At 59.1% G+C, this 15,945-nt stretch carries 15 protein-coding genes and 1 pseudogene; 8 read left to right on the top strand and 8 right to left on the bottom strand.

The genetic code is table 11. The annotated features are described in order from the left end of the window. Positions 1–263: 263 nt before the first annotated feature. The gene (locus tag B3C1_RS07545; RefSeq protein WP_008483960.1) at positions 264–1,043 is read right to left on the bottom strand and encodes an alpha/beta fold hydrolase; all 780 of its coding nucleotides are present in this window, start codon (positions 1,041–1,043) and stop codon (positions 264–266) included. A 136-nt stretch (positions 1,044–1,179) separates the two neighbouring features. On the opposite strand from B3C1_RS07545, the gene B3C1_RS19745 reads away from it, so the two are divergent. Further along, complete coding sequence (locus tag B3C1_RS19745) at positions 1,180–2,079, top strand: LysR family transcriptional regulator (RefSeq protein ID WP_008483959.1); 900 nt, start codon at positions 1,180–1,182, stop codon at positions 2,077–2,079. A gap of 22 nt (positions 2,080–2,101) precedes the next feature. Here the strand turns inward: B3C1_RS19745 and B3C1_RS07540 are convergent, their stop codons facing one another. Beyond that, positions 2,102–2,485: a winged helix-turn-helix transcriptional regulator gene (locus B3C1_RS07540; protein WP_008483958.1), complete on the bottom strand. Its 384-nt coding sequence runs from the start codon at positions 2,483–2,485 to the stop codon at positions 2,102–2,104. 126 nt (positions 2,486–2,611) lie between these two features. On the opposite strand from B3C1_RS07540, the gene namA reads away from it, so the two are divergent. Continuing rightward, positions 2,612–3,658 carry an NADPH dehydrogenase NamA gene (namA, locus tag B3C1_RS07535; protein ID WP_008483957.1) on the top strand — a complete coding sequence of 349 codons (1,047 nt, stop codon included), beginning with the start codon at positions 2,612–2,614 and terminating at the stop codon, positions 3,656–3,658. Between the two features lie 119 nt (positions 3,659–3,777). Here namA and B3C1_RS19740 read toward each other — a convergent pair. Then, positions 3,778–4,698: pseudogene (locus B3C1_RS19740) on the bottom strand (IS5 family transposase). 199 nt (positions 4,699–4,897) lie between these two features. Here B3C1_RS19740 and B3C1_RS07525 point away from each other — a divergent pair. The 6 genes from B3C1_RS07525 (at position 4,898) to B3C1_RS07500 (ending at position 8,572) form a co-directional block, all read left to right on the top strand. Further along, entirely contained in the window at positions 4,898–5,557 is a 660-nt protein-coding gene (locus B3C1_RS07525; protein WP_008483956.1) for a YoaK family protein, read from the top strand. Between the two features lie 181 nt (positions 5,558–5,738). Next, positions 5,739–6,161 carry a hypothetical protein gene (locus B3C1_RS07520; protein WP_008483955.1) on the top strand — a complete coding sequence of 141 codons (423 nt, stop codon included), beginning with the start codon at positions 5,739–5,741 and terminating at the stop codon, positions 6,159–6,161. 22 nt (positions 6,162–6,183) lie between these two features. After that, positions 6,184–6,987 carry a PhzF family phenazine biosynthesis protein gene (locus tag B3C1_RS07515; protein ID WP_008483954.1) on the top strand — a complete coding sequence of 268 codons (804 nt, stop codon included), beginning with the start codon at positions 6,184–6,186 and terminating at the stop codon, positions 6,985–6,987. A gap of 60 nt (positions 6,988–7,047) precedes the next feature. Continuing rightward, a complete protein-coding gene (locus B3C1_RS07510; protein WP_008483952.1) occupies positions 7,048–7,599 on the top strand; it encodes a YdeI/OmpD-associated family protein in 552 nt (183 codons plus the stop codon). A gap of 98 nt (positions 7,600–7,697) precedes the next feature. Next, positions 7,698–8,165, top strand: a complete 468-nt coding sequence (locus tag B3C1_RS07505; RefSeq protein ID WP_008483950.1) for a hypothetical protein — start codon at positions 7,698–7,700, stop codon at positions 8,163–8,165. Beyond that, complete coding sequence (locus B3C1_RS07500) at positions 8,162–8,572, top strand: hypothetical protein (RefSeq protein WP_008483949.1); 411 nt, start codon at positions 8,162–8,164, stop codon at positions 8,570–8,572. Before B3C1_RS07505 ends, B3C1_RS07500 begins: the two co-directional genes overlap by 4 nt. A 43-nt stretch (positions 8,573–8,615) precedes the next feature. On the opposite strand, the gene B3C1_RS07495 is transcribed toward B3C1_RS07500, so the two are convergent. From B3C1_RS07495 to B3C1_RS07475, 5 genes are all read right to left on the bottom strand, one after another. After that, entirely contained in the window at positions 8,616–10,829 is a 2,214-nt protein-coding gene (locus tag B3C1_RS07495; protein WP_008483948.1) for a S8 family serine peptidase, read from the bottom strand. A gap of 242 nt (positions 10,830–11,071) precedes the next feature. Continuing rightward, positions 11,072–12,115: a 3-isopropylmalate dehydrogenase gene (leuB, locus tag B3C1_RS07490; protein ID WP_008483947.1), complete on the bottom strand. Its 1,044-nt coding sequence runs from the start codon at positions 12,113–12,115 to the stop codon at positions 11,072–11,074. Continuing rightward, complete coding sequence (leuD, locus tag B3C1_RS07485) at positions 12,112–12,663, bottom strand: 3-isopropylmalate dehydratase small subunit (protein WP_008483946.1); 552 nt, start codon at positions 12,661–12,663, stop codon at positions 12,112–12,114. Before leuD ends, leuB begins: the two co-directional genes overlap by 4 nt. After that, positions 12,660–14,057, bottom strand: a complete 1,398-nt coding sequence (leuC, locus tag B3C1_RS07480; protein WP_035481397.1) for a 3-isopropylmalate dehydratase large subunit — start codon at positions 14,055–14,057, stop codon at positions 12,660–12,662. Before leuC ends, leuD begins: the two co-directional genes overlap by 4 nt. Before the next feature lie 12 nt (positions 14,058–14,069). Next, entirely contained in the window at positions 14,070–15,590 is a 1,521-nt protein-coding gene (locus B3C1_RS07475) for a 2-isopropylmalate synthase (protein ID WP_008483943.1), read from the bottom strand. Positions 15,591–15,945: the final 355 nt, after the last annotated feature.

The raw sequence follows: 15,945 nt of genomic DNA, 5'->3' as shown, positions 1-15,945 counted from the left end.
GTCATGGCCGGAGCCTTTATCAAGAGAAGGGTCTTTCAAGGCTAGTTTTCGCGAGGCAATTTCGCCATGATGGGATGGGTGTCCTTTTTTCCTTCTCTTTTTTCCTTCTTTTTTTCTTCCATATCCTCCATTGATCCTGGTGAACAGAAAGTTGTGAGCCCTTCGCCGCTCCAAGATATCGTCAATGATGTACTTTGCTGACTCGATTCTAGATATGCGGCGAAGGAAGAGATATAGCTTGTCTAGATTTAGACAGAGCCCAGTTATTTCGACACGTATGTGGTCGCTTCGAGAATTACCTTGGCTACTTCAGATGGCTGGGATAGGTGCGGTGTATGACTAGCTTGCAACGTAGTAACATGTGCTGAGATTTTTTTTGCCATCGCTTTCTGCAAAGCGGGCTGAAGCATATAGTCTTGCTCGCTCACGACATACCAAGACGGTTTCGTTTTCCATGCAGCCACGGTTACTTTCTCCTCGAAGTCATGTCCGTTGGTGGGAGTTTGTGTGGCAAACATTAGCTTGGTTTGTTCTGAAGGAACATCTTGGGCAAGGTGTTTTTGAACCCCCTCCAGGCTTAGGGTTAAGTACCCATCTTTGTCTGCTACGAGATGACTGAAGCCGGACGGAGTTGGATAATCTTTGGATATGTCAACGACCGACTGTCCTTCATCTGGAGCAAAAGCGGCGACGTAAACCAGAGCTTTGACATTCTCCTGTTGACCTGTCTCTGTAACGGGAATGCCACCCCATGAGTGACCCACAAGAACGACGGGGCCAGTCTGCATATCCAGAACACGTTGCGTGGCTGCAACGTCGTCAGCCAGTGAACTTAGAGGGTTCTGCACGGCCACGACCTTTAGTCCCTTTTCTTGGAGCAACGGAATGACTTTGCTCCAGGTCGAACCGTCAGAAAATGCTCCATGCACAAGCACCACTGTGGGCTGCTGAACCTCGGCTGCAGTGACAGGTGCCGTGGACGAAATTCCTGCAGCAATCCCGATAGTGGCTGCGATGATTGCTTTTTTAGAGTCTGATTGCATGTTAATTCCTCTCATGATGTTGGACTGGGGTAAACCGGCGAAGGAGAAGCGTCAAATAGATGTGTTGCACTTTATATTTGAAAATTATCATATACAATGACGTTATAATTTCATCACTTGAAATCTATACTTTCAAATGGATAAGTTTGCATGTATGAAGGTCTTCGTCAAAGCCGTGGAGACTGGCTCTATTTCTTCTGCAGCTAACGAACTGGATATTTCGTCGCAGTCGGCTGGTCAACAGATTCGCGCGCTAGAAGATGGACTAGGCATTAAGCTGCTGAATAGAACGACACGCAGACAAAGCCTTACAGATAGCGGGCAATTGTTTTACGAACGTGCGAAAAATATCCTTGCAGAGATGGAGGCTGCCGAAGCACTAATGGCGGAGGCGAGAGCAGAACCAAGGGGAAGACTTCGCATCAGCGCCCCGATAACATTTGGAAGCCGGGGATTGGCACCTGTGATCCCGGATTACTTGAGACAACATCCAGAGGTTTCCATTGATCTGAGTCTTACTAATCGCACGGTTGATCTGGTCGAGGAGGGGTTCGACGTTGTCTTTCGCACTGGAGAGCTTCCCGACAGTAGTTTGATTGCACGACGCCTATCCTCCTACCGCTTGGTGCTCTGTGCGGCATCCAGCTATATAGAACATGCGGAACCGATAAGGACACCCATGGATCTAGCAGTACACGAATGCCTCATCTTCTCCCACACTAATTTACGCACCCAATGGTCATTTGTTGGACCAGAAGGACTGGTCACCGTACCTATTAGTGGGCGGTTTTCTACAAATAGCGGAGAAGCACTCCGGTCAGCCGCAGTCGCCGGCATGGGAATACTTCTTCAACCATATGAACTTATATCGGATGAGATCAAGACCGGCCATTTGATTAGACTGCTCCCCGATTACGAACCACCCCCTCGTACGCTACATGCCCTTTATGCTTCAGATAGGCAAATGCCCCCGAAGCTGCGAAGTTTCTTAGACTTCGCTCTTCGAGAATTTAACATCCCCGTTTGGGAGGGATAATAGGATGCGGAGGATACCCTGACTATTTATCGGTACTGTTGTCGCTCTTGGGATTTTCTCGGTATGCCAAGATCGTATGTTCATGGGTGGCTCCCCAGTCACGCATTGCACTAATTAGAGGGGCTAGCGTCAAACCAAGCGGCGTTAACGAATACTCGACTTTGGGTGGAACCTCTCGATAAACCTTCCGCGCAATGACATTGTCAGCTTCAAGCTCACGTAGCTGCAAAGTAAGCATCCGCTGAGTTACCTCGGGCATCAGACGTCGCAATTCGTTAAATCGGCGTGTGCCCGACATGAGGTGATAGAGGATCAATGACTTCCATTTTCCGCCGATTACCTCGACGGTAAAAGTAACAGGACAGGCAAATGCCTCGACCTCTCCATGGGGAATTCCAAGCTTCATCTGACATACCTCACACGGCCAGCAGTATATGAATTGTGCCTACAGCACAAAACTGTGCGTACTTACAAAAAATGTGAGTTGAGTTTAGCATCGAATCCGTATTTAAACCCTACGGAGTATTTTAAGATGAGTTTGTTACTATCTCCTTTAAAAATCAAAAATTTAGAGCTGAAAAACCGTGTTGCCATGTCCCCGATGTGCATGCATAGCGCCGGGGAAGATGGCTTTGTTACCCCATGGCACCACGTCCACTACGGTGCCCGCGCGTTGGGCCAGGCAGGCTTAATTTTTCTTGAGACGCTGGCAGTGCATAAGGATGCTCGCATTGGCGCAGGGGATCTTGGAATTTGGAGCGACGACCATGTTGCCAGATTGCGCGACCTGGTTGATCTGTTGCACGGATATGGCACCAAAGTCGGTGCCCAAATCGGCCATGCTGGCCGAAATGCGGACTTACCAGGTGTGGTTCGTATCGCACCTTCAGCCATTCCGTTTACACCGGAAAGTCCTGTCCCACGTCAGATCGCACTCGAAGAAATCCCGGAGCTTGTCAAATCGTTTGGTCGTGCAGCGCGCCGTGCACGTGACGCCGGCTTCGATGTGCTGGAACTCCATACCGCGCATGGTTACTTGTTGAATGAGTTCCTTTCACCTCTGGCGAACACGCGCGACGATGCATATGGTGGCGATGCAAAACGGCGCTATCGCATCGTGCGCGAGATCATCGACGAGGTGAAGCTTCATTGGGAAGACCGTCCGCTTTTTGTCCGCATTTCTAGCACCGATTACACCGAAGGCGGCAACACGCCGGAGTCATTCCTGGAGTATGGTCGCTGGATGAAAGAACAAGGAGTTGATCTCATTGATTGCAGCTCTGGAGGCATCAGGATGGTTAAGGTACAGACGTATCCTGGATATCAGGTGCCAGCCGCCGAGCTATTGCGTAAGAAAGTCGGTATCGCGACTGGAGCAGTTGGGCTGATTACGAATGGCCGTCAAGCCGAAGAGATCCTGCAAAATGGACGTGCTGATCTGGTTTTCGTTGGCCGGCAGATGCTACGCGACCCGTTCTGGGTACGCAGTGCTGCTGATGAACTCAACGAGTATATCGAGACTCCTCGTCCTTATACCCGCTACGGTTCGGTCTGGTTGAATACGAGAGAAACTGCATAACGCTGAAAGGAGTCTAGAAACGGCGGGCACTTCAAACAGCTTGCTAGTGCTCGACCGTGTAGGGGCGTTGTTTCCTAAATCCAACAAGGAAACGCAGTCCCCTAATGGGCTTGGCGCCCTTAGCTGACCGGCAGGCGTTCAGGCATGCCTAAGGTCAGCATTTTGTTCATGACCTTCACCCCAGCCAGGGCTTCAGCAACCTGGCCGTTGAAATCGCGCAGACTCAGCTTTGGGCTGATGAGCTGCTTGTTCCGTGACATGGCCGTTTCCGCTTTTGAGCGTTGGTGATAGCCGCTTTCCCTTTTCCAGTCGGCCAGTTGTCCGGCTTTGAGTGCCGCCACCGCTTCGTTTCTAGGATGGTCTTCCTCCCAGAGTACCCCGCTGTTTTGCGGGGCGGGATACTGGCTTTGGCGCCTTTCCTTTGCAGCAGCCGATGGCAGGCTTTGCTGTCATAAGCCCCATCGGCGCTGACCGGATGGAGTCGGCGGCGCAGTGGGTTCAGGAGGCTGGGTAATACCTCGCTGTCGCCAACGCTTTCTAGGCTCACTTCGGCAGCGATAGCCTCATGGGTTCGGGCATCTACGGCCAGGTGCAGCTTGCGCCAGACACGGCGCTTTTCCTTGCCGTACTTGCGCTGCTTCCATTCGCCTTCGCCGTAGAGCTTGAGGCCGGTGGCATCGATAACCAGGTGGGCAACGGGGCCTTTGCTGGGCAGGCGGTACGGGATGTTGACCGTCTTGGCGCGTTTGCTGATGCAGCTGTAACTGGGCGAGGTCAGCGGCAGTTTCATCAACTGATAACAGGAAATTAATAAAGCCTTCTAATGCTCGCAGGGGCAGCTTAAACAGTGCTTTGAGCATCAAGGCGGTTTCGATAGCAGTGTCGCTGTACTCAAAGCCCCGGCCCCGCTTGCCATGGTGCTGGGTGCAATACCAGTTAGTGATGGCGGCCTTATCCATCCAAAAGCGCAGTGAAGCCCGGTTGATCAAAGCGCGATTGTATTCAGCCCAGTTACGGATCGGATGTTTGGCCTTGCCCATCGGTTGTTCCCCTTCGATACGTCGGGGATCGGATCACGGTCAAACAGATTGGTTCCGTGAATTTGGGAAACAACGCCATTGGCGTCTGCTAGACAGGCCTGGGGCTACTGCCTTAGCCTGTTGCCATTCCACAGGTCTTGATTGGCAGCCAGTTAGCACTGCCAATGCCCTTCGTTCGTTGTAAGCCAAGGAGTGCGCCTTGATTTCCAAACTCCCCAGATGGATTGAGTACGGGGCTTTTGTGTTGGCTTTTGTGGCGGGCTGCATCAATGCTATTGGCTTGCTGGGTTTTGAGCACCAGGCGGTTTCCCATCTGTCGGGGACAGCCACCTTGTTTGGTACCAGTTTGATGGGCGGCTCCCTGGGTAACAGCTTGCACCTGGGTGGGGTGCTGCTGTCGTTCTTTCTGGGGGCTGCGGTGTCGGGGTTTTTACTGCACGGTGCCACCTTGAAACTGGGGCGCCATTACGACACCGCCTTGGTGATAGAAGCGATGCTTATTTTCGGCTCCTTCTTTTTACTGTCGAAAGGGGCTGTCTACGGCCACTACGCGGCCTCTGCCGCCTGTGGCATGCAAAACGCCTTGGCCACTGCTTACAGTGGGGCCGTGGTGCGCACCACCCACCTGACCGGTATCTTCACCGACCTTGGCATCATGCTGGGGTCGGTGCTGCGAGGCGAGGCCTTCGATAAACGCAAAGCCATCCTGTTTTTGCTGATCATCATCGGTTTTATTGCCGGCGGCCTCTTTGGCGCCTTGATGTTTGGCTGGGTCCGGTTCCAGGCTTTGCTGGTGCCGGGCTGCATCTGCCTGACCTTGGCCTTTTTCTACCGGGCCTATTCCCAAAAGCACAGCTAAGCGGCTGGCTAACATAACAGCCTCTCTGCCAACACGCGCCAAGGAGCCCGTTGGCAGTTGGCCGAATGCGACTGGGGTAGTGGCGGGGCTTGCGGTGGTGGCTAAGGGCGGTAGACAGGCCAGGGTAACTGCCTTAGCCTGCCTGCACTCTTTGGACGAAACCCCATACGGCAAGGTTGCCATGAACCCCTTTTTTGTACTCTTACTGCTGCTGCCCCTTGGTGTTTTGGCCGATAGCCCCCGCTGGGATCAGGGCACCTTGGTTAAGGCCGATATCGATTGCGACGGTACGCCAGACCAGGCGCTGCTGGGCTATGAAGGCAACAGCGTTATCCTTAAGCTGGCCTTGGCTGGTGGTGCTCAGCAGCAGCCCTTGTCCTTTGCCCTGGCGGGCAGCAGCGCCGATGCCCTTTGCGGTAGCGTTGGCACACTTTCGGCAGAGCCAACAGACGCCCAGGCCCTGCAGGAAAGCCTGGGTGAAGTGCCCAAGGGCTATCAGCAACATCAGGGCTGCTTTGATCTGGTGCTTAGAGCTGGGGAGTGCGACGCCGTGAATCTGTATTGGGACCACCAGGCCCGGCAGCTGGCCTGGTGGCGCCTCTAGGGCCAACATAGGGAGCAAGGCTTTGCAGGAACTGGATATCAGCATTATCGACGCCTTTACCGGCGAGCTTTTCCGGGGCAACCCGGCGGCGGTGATCTGCACCGAGCAGCCCTTGGCGGCAGAGCTGATGCAGGCCATTGCCACCGAGAACAACCTGTCCGAAACCGCCTTTTTGGTGCCAGGCCCAGAAGGGCGCCACCATATCCGCTGGTTCTCTCCCATCACCGAAATCGCCTTCTGCGGCCATGCCACCTTGGCATCGGCCTTCGTGCTCTTTAAGCAAAACCCAGAGCAAGAGGCGCTGCACTTCTACGCCAAGGCGGTGGGGAATTTCAGCGTCACCCAAACCGCAAAGGGGAAGATCCAGATGGATTTTCCCAGCCGCAAACCGCTACCCCTGGATGCCGTACCGGCCGATTTGCTTGCCGGGCTTTCCATCGCGCCCCTGGAAGTGCTCCGCAATGGCCAGGCCTACTTTGTGGTTTATGGGTCCGAAGCGGATGTGAGGGCGGTCAGCCGCGACAATGCCGCCTTGGCCCGCCTAAAGCCTTTTGACGTGGTGGTGACCAGCCGCGCCCAGTCCGGCCCCTATGATTTTGTGTCCCGCTACTTTTGGCCGGCCAACGGCGGTGACGAAGATCCGGTGACCGGCTCCATTCATACCGGCCTTGCCCCCTTTTGGGCAGAGCGGCTGGGTAAGACCACCCTGCTGGCCTACCAGGCTTCGCCCCGGGGCGGCGTACTGGAATGCCAGGTGCTGGGGGACAGGGTACAAATTGCAGGCCAGGCGGTGCCTTATTTAACCGGCCGTATTCGCTGCCCCTAACCTTGGGCCGCGAATAAACGGCTAAGCTGCAATGGCAACACCAACCAGGAAGGAGGATGCATGGCACAAAAGGACAAAGCCGGCTGTTTTGAGGCGCGGCTATGCCGGCCCCTTAATGGCGGCGACGAAGCGGGGTGGGCCTTTGTGGTGCTGCCCAAGGCCGCCAGCGACACGCTGCCAAGGCGCGGCAGAACCACCATAGACGGCACCCTTAACGGCCACCCCTTCAGGGCGACCCTGGAGCCGGACGGCCAGCTCAGCCATTGGCTGCGGTTAAGCGAGCCCTTGCTGGCCGAAGCCGGAGTGGCGCCAGGCCAGACCGTTCGCCTGGAGGTGGCCCCGGTGGCCGAAGAGCCCGAACCCGGCGTTCCGGCCGACTTGGCCGCTGCCCTGGCGGCCAGCCCCGAGGCCGAAGCCAACTGGCAGCAGACCACCACCCTGGCGCGGCTCGATTGGATCCACTGGATAAGCTCGGCCAAGCAGGCCAAAACCCGAATCAAGCGGGTGCAGGATGCCTGCGCCATGTTGGCCGAAGGCAAAAAGCGGGTCTGCTGCTTTGATACGTCCGGCTTTTACAGCAAGGCCTTTAAGGCGCCCCAGGCGGCTGACTGACAGAGCCTTGGCTAGGCATTGAAATGCATGCTTTTTTTGTATCTGCCGTGCTACATTGGCGCAGCAAGTAAGCATCCATAAGATACAAAGGACATTGCATGTACCCCACCTTCAAGGCGGCGCTGATGGCTGCTGCCCTTGGCCTTTTTGCCGGCCAGGCAGCGGCCAAGCCAGAACCTTTTGTTTACCAGAAGCCGGGCCGTGGCGCCGTCTCCGAGTCCAAGATGCGCGGCGTCTACGACCTTATTCCCAACCCCAGCCACAGTGCTGCCAAGGCCCGCCTGGCGATACTGACCGGCATGCAGAAAACCAAAGGCACCGCCTGGTTGCTGGAAGACGAAGGGGAAGGCTATGTGCTGGCCCGTTGGGACTACAAGGGCCACGCCATCTTCCACCGTATCGAGTACGACGCCGATGGGGTGCAGATCAAATATGCCGGCGGTCTCAACGACTACGCCTGTGAAATGCAGGCAGGGGACTACTGCTACCTGACCCACCGCAACTATTACAAATACAACCAGTCGCTGGTCAAACAGCTCAAAATTGCCCTGGGGGTAAGAGGATGACCAAAGCCACCGCAACTGCCCTGCTGTTGACCCTGGGCCTGGGTTTTGGCACCGCCAGCCAGGCCTTTAGCCTCTACCAGGACCCTTTGCCGTTAAAGCCTTACGTCAAGGAGCCGGTCAAACTGATCAAGCACGCCCTGCAGCAAGCCCAGTGGCAGGCCATGGGGGAAGCCCCCGGCAAGGTCGAAGCCCTGTTGGATTACAAGGGTTACCAGGTGCGGGTTGATATCCGTTACGACCAGCACCAGCTCTGGATTGAGCCGGTGTCTGCCCAGAACAACGGTTGTAAGAAGGCCCCCTGCAAGGTGGAGCAAAGCAACCTGGAGCGTTGGCACCTGAACCTGCGCCGCTGGTTGGCCAAAGACCTGACCGAAGCCGCCGTCAAAGACGCGGCCAGCAAGGCCTAGTAAACCGGCTAAAAAAAGCCCCGCATCTGCGGGGCTTTTTGTTTTAGTTGCCGAAGTCCAGGCTCCAGCTGTCGATGTAGCCGCTGTCGCCCGAATAGACGTCTTCGACGCTCAGGGTCCAGTTACCCTGGGACTCCACGCCGCTGGCGTTGAGGCTCCAGGATTTCTGGATGTTGTCGGCCGAGTCGTTGGACGGCTCCTGCAAGGTGGCGGTAGCGCCGTTGGGGGCGATCACCTTGATACGCAGATCGCCCCTGTAGCTGTGCTTGATGTCGACGCTGACGGTGACGGTACCGCTGTCGCCGCTGCGGCTGACGTTGATCAGGCTCTGCACCACTTGGTTGTCGAGGATCTGCACGTCGTTGCCGTTCTCGAAGCTGCTGGCAGAACCGGAGCTGCCGCCGGTCACGGCCAGGTCGGCACTGAGGGTGGCGCCGCTGAAGGCCGCATAGCCGTAGACGGTAACGTAGTAGGTGCCGGCAGCGGGGCTGGCAATGGTCACCGACTCGTTGGACGAGCCCGTCTCGGACTTCCAGGTGGCGCCGGCGGAGCTGGTGGCGGCGCTGTCTTTGCGCACCCAAAGGTCGGCGTCGCCGTTGCTGCCGGTCAGGCTCAGGCCCAGGCTGCTGGCGTTGGTCGGCACTTCAATGGTGAAGGTGCGGCTTTGGCCTTGGGCCAGGCCGATATTGGTTACCGCCGCGCCGTCGGTCAGCACGTCGCTGCCGCCATTGCCGCCGCTGTTGCCACCGTTGCCGGCGGCCAGGGCCACGGCAGCACCGGCGTCCAGGAAGCCTTCACCACAGTTGGCCGTGGTGCAGTCGGTGTTCTGGAAGGGCCGGGCGCTGTCTTTGATGATCTGCTCAACCTGGGCTGGGGTCAGGCTGGCGTCCACGCTCTTGATCAGGGCGGCAACACCGGCCACATGGGGGCTGGCCATAGAGGTACCGGCCATGGTGCCGTAGCCTTCGCTGCCCACCGAATAGCTGCCCAGGTTGAGGGTGGACAGGATATCGTCGGCGGCCACGCCGTTGGCACTGCCGCCGGGGGCAGTAATGTCGATGAGGTTGCCGTAGTTGGAGAACCAGCTGCGGTTGCCGTCGCGGCCGCTGGCAGCCACCGAGATCACGTTATTGCAGTTGGCGGGGCTGGCGTTGGACACGTTGATGTTGTCGTTACCGGCGGCCACTACCACTACGGTGCCCTGGGCTACCGCCTGGTTGATGGCGTCCTGGTAGGCCTGGCCGCAGGCACCGCCACCACCCAGGCTCATATTGATGACGTCGGCCGGGTTGGGGTTGGCCGGCACGCCGGACACGCTCAGGCCTGCCGACCAACGGATGGCGTCGATGATGTCGGCCGTGGAACCGCCGCAGCGGCCCAGGGCGCGGGCGCTGTAGACGCGGGCCCCATAGGCCACACCTGCCACACCTATGCCATTATTGGTTTCGGCGGCGATGGTGCCGGCCACGTGGGAGCCGTGGAAACTGGCTGGGGTGTCGTTATAGGGCACCACCCGCCCTTGGGCGTCGCGGTAACCGAACTGGGTAGTACATTCCCCTTTGCGCAGGTAGTCGCCCGGATCGGTGGGGTCGGCGTCGCGGCCGTTACCGTCGTTGGCCATCCAGCTGTTGGAGATAAAGTCGTAGCCGGGCAGCAACTGGTTTTGCAGATCCGGGTGGTTGGGGCGGATACCGGTGTCGATGACCGACACCACGGTGCCGGTACCATCGGCGCTGTCCCAGGCTTCATCGGCGTTCATGCCGGTGGCGCCGAAGTAGTGCCACTGCTGGCTGTACTGGGGATCGTTGGGGGTGAAAAGGGGCTGCATCAGGCGGTCCGCTTCCACGTATTCCAGGTCCGGCTCCTTGGACAGGGCCTTGATGGCGGCGCGCAGGTTGGCGTTGTCATCCAGGCGGTAAAGCTGGGTGCGGTTGCCAAGGGAACGTTCCAGGGTCAGCTGCACACCGCTTTGGGCGGCGTTGGTCATCACCCGCGATTCCATCACCGCCAGGCTGTTGCCCGCTGTAGCGCTGGCGGCGGACATCAGCCCGTCTTGCTGGCTGGCGCCTTTGGATTCTTTGTATTTGACGATAAGGCGCCCGGTGTAGATGGGCTCAGGGCCAGACAGGGCGGTGACCGCCATGCTGGTGGGGGGCGCCTGGGTGACGGCTTGTTGCTCGTTATTGTTGTTGTCGTTGCAGGCCAGCAGGGGCAAGCAGGCAGCGCTTACCAATGACAGGCGAAACAGGTTTTTCATGGTAGTCCTCCGATAACCGGGTTGTTTGTTATGGGTGCCTTCCTGGCTTTATGTGGCGTCCGGTTCCTTGCTTTCCAGGCAAGTGGAGAGAGGGAGTGGCAGTGTGGCGAAAAGTGACTTTATTTAACAAGGCTTTAACCTGTGTATGAATTTTGTAGATGCCAAGTGCTAAAAAAGCCCTCCGTGCATGCCCTGGCACCAGAGCCGGGCTACAAAAAAGGCCCCTTGCGGGGCCTTGGATATCAGAGAATTCTTGCCAATACGGCGGCCGTTGCCCCTTGGGTGCCAAGCTTGCCTCCCAGGTCGGCGGTGCATTGGCGCGCCTCCAGGCAGGCGTAGACGGCGTCTTTCAGCACCTGGGCTTCTTCGCCAAGGCCCAGGCCCAGCTCCAGCAGCATGGCGGCGGACAGCATGGCGGCAAAGGGGTTGGCTTTGTCTTGCCCGGCAATGTCCGGGGCCGAACCGTGGCATGGCTCGAACAGGCCGGGGCCGCTGTCCCCCAGGGACGCCGACGGCAACATGCCCAAAGAACCCACCAGCATGGCCGCTTCGTCGGTGAGGATGTCGCCAAAGAGGTTCTCGGTCACCAGTACGTCAAAGCTGGCCGGGCGGCTGAGCAGGTGCATGGCGGCGGCGTCCACCAGCAAAAATTCCAGTTCCAGGTCCGGGTAATGTTCGGCAAAGACCGCTTCGGTACGGCGGCGCCACAGGCGGGAGGTGGCCAGCACGTTGGCCTTGTCCACCATGGTCACCTTGCCACGGCGGCTGCGGGCCAGGCGGGCGGCCTGGTGCAGCACCCGGTCGATTTCCTCGGCCGAGTAGGCGCAGCGGTCCCAGGCGGCTTCGCTGCCTTCCTGTTTTTCGCCAAAGTAGATGCCGCCGGTCAGTTCCCGAGCCACCATGATGTCCACGTCCTTGAGGCGGTCGGCCTTGATGGGGCTGGCGTCATAGAGGGCAGGGTGGGTGACGGCAGGGCGCAGGTTGGCGTACAGGCCCAGGGCCTTGCGAATGGCTAGCAGCCCCTGCTCGGGGCGTTTTTCGCTCTTGTCCCACTTGGGGCCGCCCACGGCGCCCAGGAACACGGCGTCGGCTTCCTGGCAGGCGGCCAAGGTGGCGGCCGGCAAGGGTTCGCCGGTGGCGTCGATGGCGGCGCCGCCCATCAGGGCTTGGCTTATCAAAAAGTCATGGCCAAAGCGTTGGGCTATGGCATCGAAGGCGGCCTTGGCTGCCTGGGTGACTTCAGGGCCTATGCCGTCACCGGGGAGCAGTACTATCTTGGCCTTCACGAACGGGCCTCCTCAAATTGGCGAATTTGCCGGTCAAGATTCAACAGGTAACCCAGCTGGTCCACCCCTTGTACCAGGCAGTGGCGGCTAAAGGGATCGAGATCGAAAGACCAGACCAGGCCGTTATCCAGGGTGATGGTGGCGGCGGCCACGTCGATGCTGACGGTGGTGTCCGGGTGGTCAAACAGGTATTGGTGCTGCTCGGGGCTGACTTCGATGGGCACCAGGCCGTTTTTGAGGGCGTTGCCCCGGAAGATGTCGGCTATTTGGCTGGAGATCACCGCCTTAAAGCCGTAGTCGGTCATGGCCCAGGGGGCATGTTCCCGGGACGAGCCGCAGCCGAAATTTTCCCCGGCCACCAGCACGGTGCAGCCGTGGTCGGTGTTGAGGATGGAGTCGGTCTTTTGGCCGTCCTGGTAACGCCAGTCGGCAAAGGCATGCTGGCCCAGGCCGTCACGGGTGGTGGTGGTCAGGAAGCGGGCCGGGATGATCTGGTCGGTGTCGATGTTGTCCTGGCGGATCACCAGCACTTTGGAGTCGATTTTCATGCGCTTTCCTTGAAGGCGTTGGGCTCACAGACAAAGCCGCGAACGGCGGCGCGGGCGGCGACGGCGGGGCTGGCCAGGAAGCTCTGGGAACCCGGGCCCTGGCGGCCGGCAAAGTTACGGTTGGAGGTGGACACCACGGTCTGGCCCGGCTGGGCCATGTCGCCGTTCATGGCAATGCACATGGAGCAGCCCGGCTCGCGCCATTCGGCGCCGGCGCTGGTGATTACCTTGTCCAGCCCTTCTTCCTCGGCCTGGCGTTTCACGTCTTCCGAGCCTGGCACCACCAGCATCCGCACCCCGGCGGCGACTTTGCGGCCTTTGAGTTCCTGGGCCGCTTCGCGCATGTCGCTCAGGCGGCCATTGGTGCAGGAACCGATAAAGACGATGTCCACCTTGCGGTCGGCCAGCTGTTCACCGGCCTTGAGGTTCATGTAGGCCAGGGCCTTGGCTTCCACCTCGTCCTTGGCGGCCGGTATGGCGGCGCCGATAGCAATGACCATGCCCGGGTGGGTTCCGTAGGTGATGGTGGGGCCTATCTTGGCGGCGTCCACCCGCAGTTCCTTGTCGAACTGGGCCCCTTCGTCGGTGGCCAGGGTGCGCCAGTCGGCGCAGGCGGCGTTGAAGTCTTTGGGGGCCATCTGCCGGCCCTTGAGCCAGGCGAAGGTGGTTTCATCGGGGGCGATAAGGCCGGCGCGGGCACCCGCTTCGATGGACATGTTGCACACCGTCATCCGCTCTTCCATGGTCAGGGCCTGGATGCCGGGGCCGGCGTATTCGATGACATGGCCGGTACCGCCGCCCATGCCCAACTTGCCGATGATGTGCAGAATCAGGTCTTTGGCGCCAACGCCTGGGGCCAAGCGGTTGTCCACCCAGACTCGCAGGGTCTTGGGCTTGTGTTGCAGCAGGCTCTGGGTGGCCAGCACATGGCCTACCTCTGTGGTACCGATACCAAAGGCCAGGGCCCCGAAGGCGCCGTGGGTGGCGGTGTGGGAGTCGCCGCAGACGATGGTCATGCCCGGCTGGGTGGCACCCAGTTCCGGGCCCATGACGTGGACAATGCCGCGATGGGGGCTGTCAAAGCCGTGCAGGGTAATGCCGAAGCGGCGGCAGTTTTCCTGCAACTTATGCACCTGTCGCCAGGCCGCCTCGCTGGTAAAGAAGCGCTGGCCCTGGGCGTCCGGGGCGCTGGTGGGGGTGGAGTGGTCCAGGGTCGCCAAGGTGCGGTCCGGGCGGCGCACCCCCAGGCCACGGCGCTTGAGTTCGGAAAAGGCCTGGGGGCTGGTCACTTCGTGGACCAAGTGCAGGTCGATGTAGATCACCGCCGGATGGCCGTTCTCGGCCGGCTTAACGATATGGCGCTGCCAAATCTTGTCGAACATTGTCTGTGCCATGGTCTTTGCTCCTTAGCTGGCTTTGGCCATCTGACGGCTGATGCGGTTGATAACGTCCATAAAGGCGGACACGGAGGCGGCAACGATGTCGGTGGAGGTGCCCCGGCCGTGGAAGTTCTGGCCGGCATAACGGACCCGTACCTGGGCCTCGCCTTGGGCGTCGATGCCTTCGGAAATGGAGTTGACCGACAACCCTTCCAGGTGCACTTCCATGCCGATGGCCCGCTCTATGGCTTTGAAGGCGGCGTCCACCGGGCCGTCGCCGGTGGCCGCTTCGCGGTGCTCGCTGCCATTGGGGCCAACCAGCACCACGGCGGCAGAGGCGATGGTGTCGCCGGAACCGGAGGTGACCTGCATCTGGGCCAGTTGCCAGGGGCCAGTGCTGGACTGGCCGAAGACCAGGGCTTCGATGTCGGCGTCGGTGATGTGTTTTTTGCGGTCGGCCAGGGCCTTGAAGTCGGCGAAGATGCGCTCGATGTCTTCGCTGGCGGTGTCAAAGCCCAGCTCTTTTATCTTGTCTACCAGGGCGTGGCGGCCCGAGTGCTTGCCCAGCACCAGGCTGGTGTCGATGCGGCCGATGGACTTGGGCCTCATGATCTCGTAGGTCTCAGGGTGGCTCAGCATGCCGTGCTGGTGGATACCGGAGGCGTGGGCAAAGGCGTTGTCGCCGATGATGGCCTTGTTACGGGGCACCACAGAGCCGGTGATGGCGGACAGCAGCCTGGAGCTTGGCAGGATCTGCTCGGTGCGGATACCGGTGTCCAGGCCGTAGTGGTTGGCGCGGGTCTTGATGGCCATCACCACTTCTTCCAGGGCGCAGTTGCCGGCCCGTTCACCGATGCCGTTTAAGGTGCACTCCACCTGGCGGGCGCCGGCTTCCACGGCGGCCAGGCTGTTGGCTACCGCCAGGCCCAGGTCGTTGTGGCAGTGGGTGGAGATGATGGCCTGTTTGATGTTGGGTACCGTGGTTTTCAGGAAATGGATGGTGTCGAACATCTCGGTGGGGGTGGTGTAGCCGACGGTGTCGGGGATGTTGACGGTGGTGGCGCCGGCGGCAATGGCCGCTTCCACCACCTGGGCCAAAAAGTCCTTCTCGGTGCGCAGGGCGTCTTCGCAGGAGAATTCCACATCCGCCGTGAAGCTCTTGGCCAGGGTCACCGCCGCCACCGCCTTGGTTACCACCTGCTCCTTGGTCATCTTCAGCTTGTGTTCCCGGTGCAGGGGGCTGGTGGCGATAAAGACGTGGATGCGCTTTTTCTCGGCCTCTTGCAGGGCGCGGCCGGCTTCACGGATGTCATGGTCGTTACAACGGGCCAGGGCGCAGATGGTGGGGCCCTTGATGTCGCGGGCGATGCTGGCCACGGCGTTGAAGTCGTCTGGGCTGGCGGCGGCAAAACCGGCCTCAATCACATCGACACCCAGGCTGGCCAGGGCCTTGGCCATGCGTTTTTTCTGGGCCAGGGACATGGCGCAACCGGGGGACTGTTCCCCGTCCCTCAAGGTGGTGTCGAAAATGATGACGTTGTTTGACATGTTGATTCTCCTGAAAAAAGCCATAAAAAAACCCGCTCTGGTGGGAGCGGGTTTTTTGGAATCTGGTTGCCTGCCGGCGTTTCAAATCACAAAAGGGTCCCGCTCCCGCTGCTAAGAAGGAGAATGAGACCGAGGAGGAGGGCAGAAGACAGTTGCACGAAAACGCGCTCAGGGATCTGGGCGTTTTGCTGGGGGATGGAAGTGGTGCCTGTCTTGTTCATGTGAATGAACATGCAATGGATGGCCAAGGATGTCAACAAAAAAAACGCCGCCTTGGGAGAGGCGGCGTGAACACTTAGATCCTGGACAAGCCAGGCTAAGGGAGGACGACATAAGTGTAGTCTTCCCTCAGCTG

The sequence above is a fragment of the Gallaecimonas xiamenensis 3-C-1 genome (genome assembly GCF_000299915.1).
Taxonomy (GTDB): Bacteria; Pseudomonadota; Gammaproteobacteria; order Enterobacterales; family Gallaecimonadaceae; genus Gallaecimonas; species Gallaecimonas xiamenensis.
The sequence above is the reverse complement of the archived record's forward strand: the minus strand, read 5'-3'. Positions and strand labels throughout refer to the sequence as shown.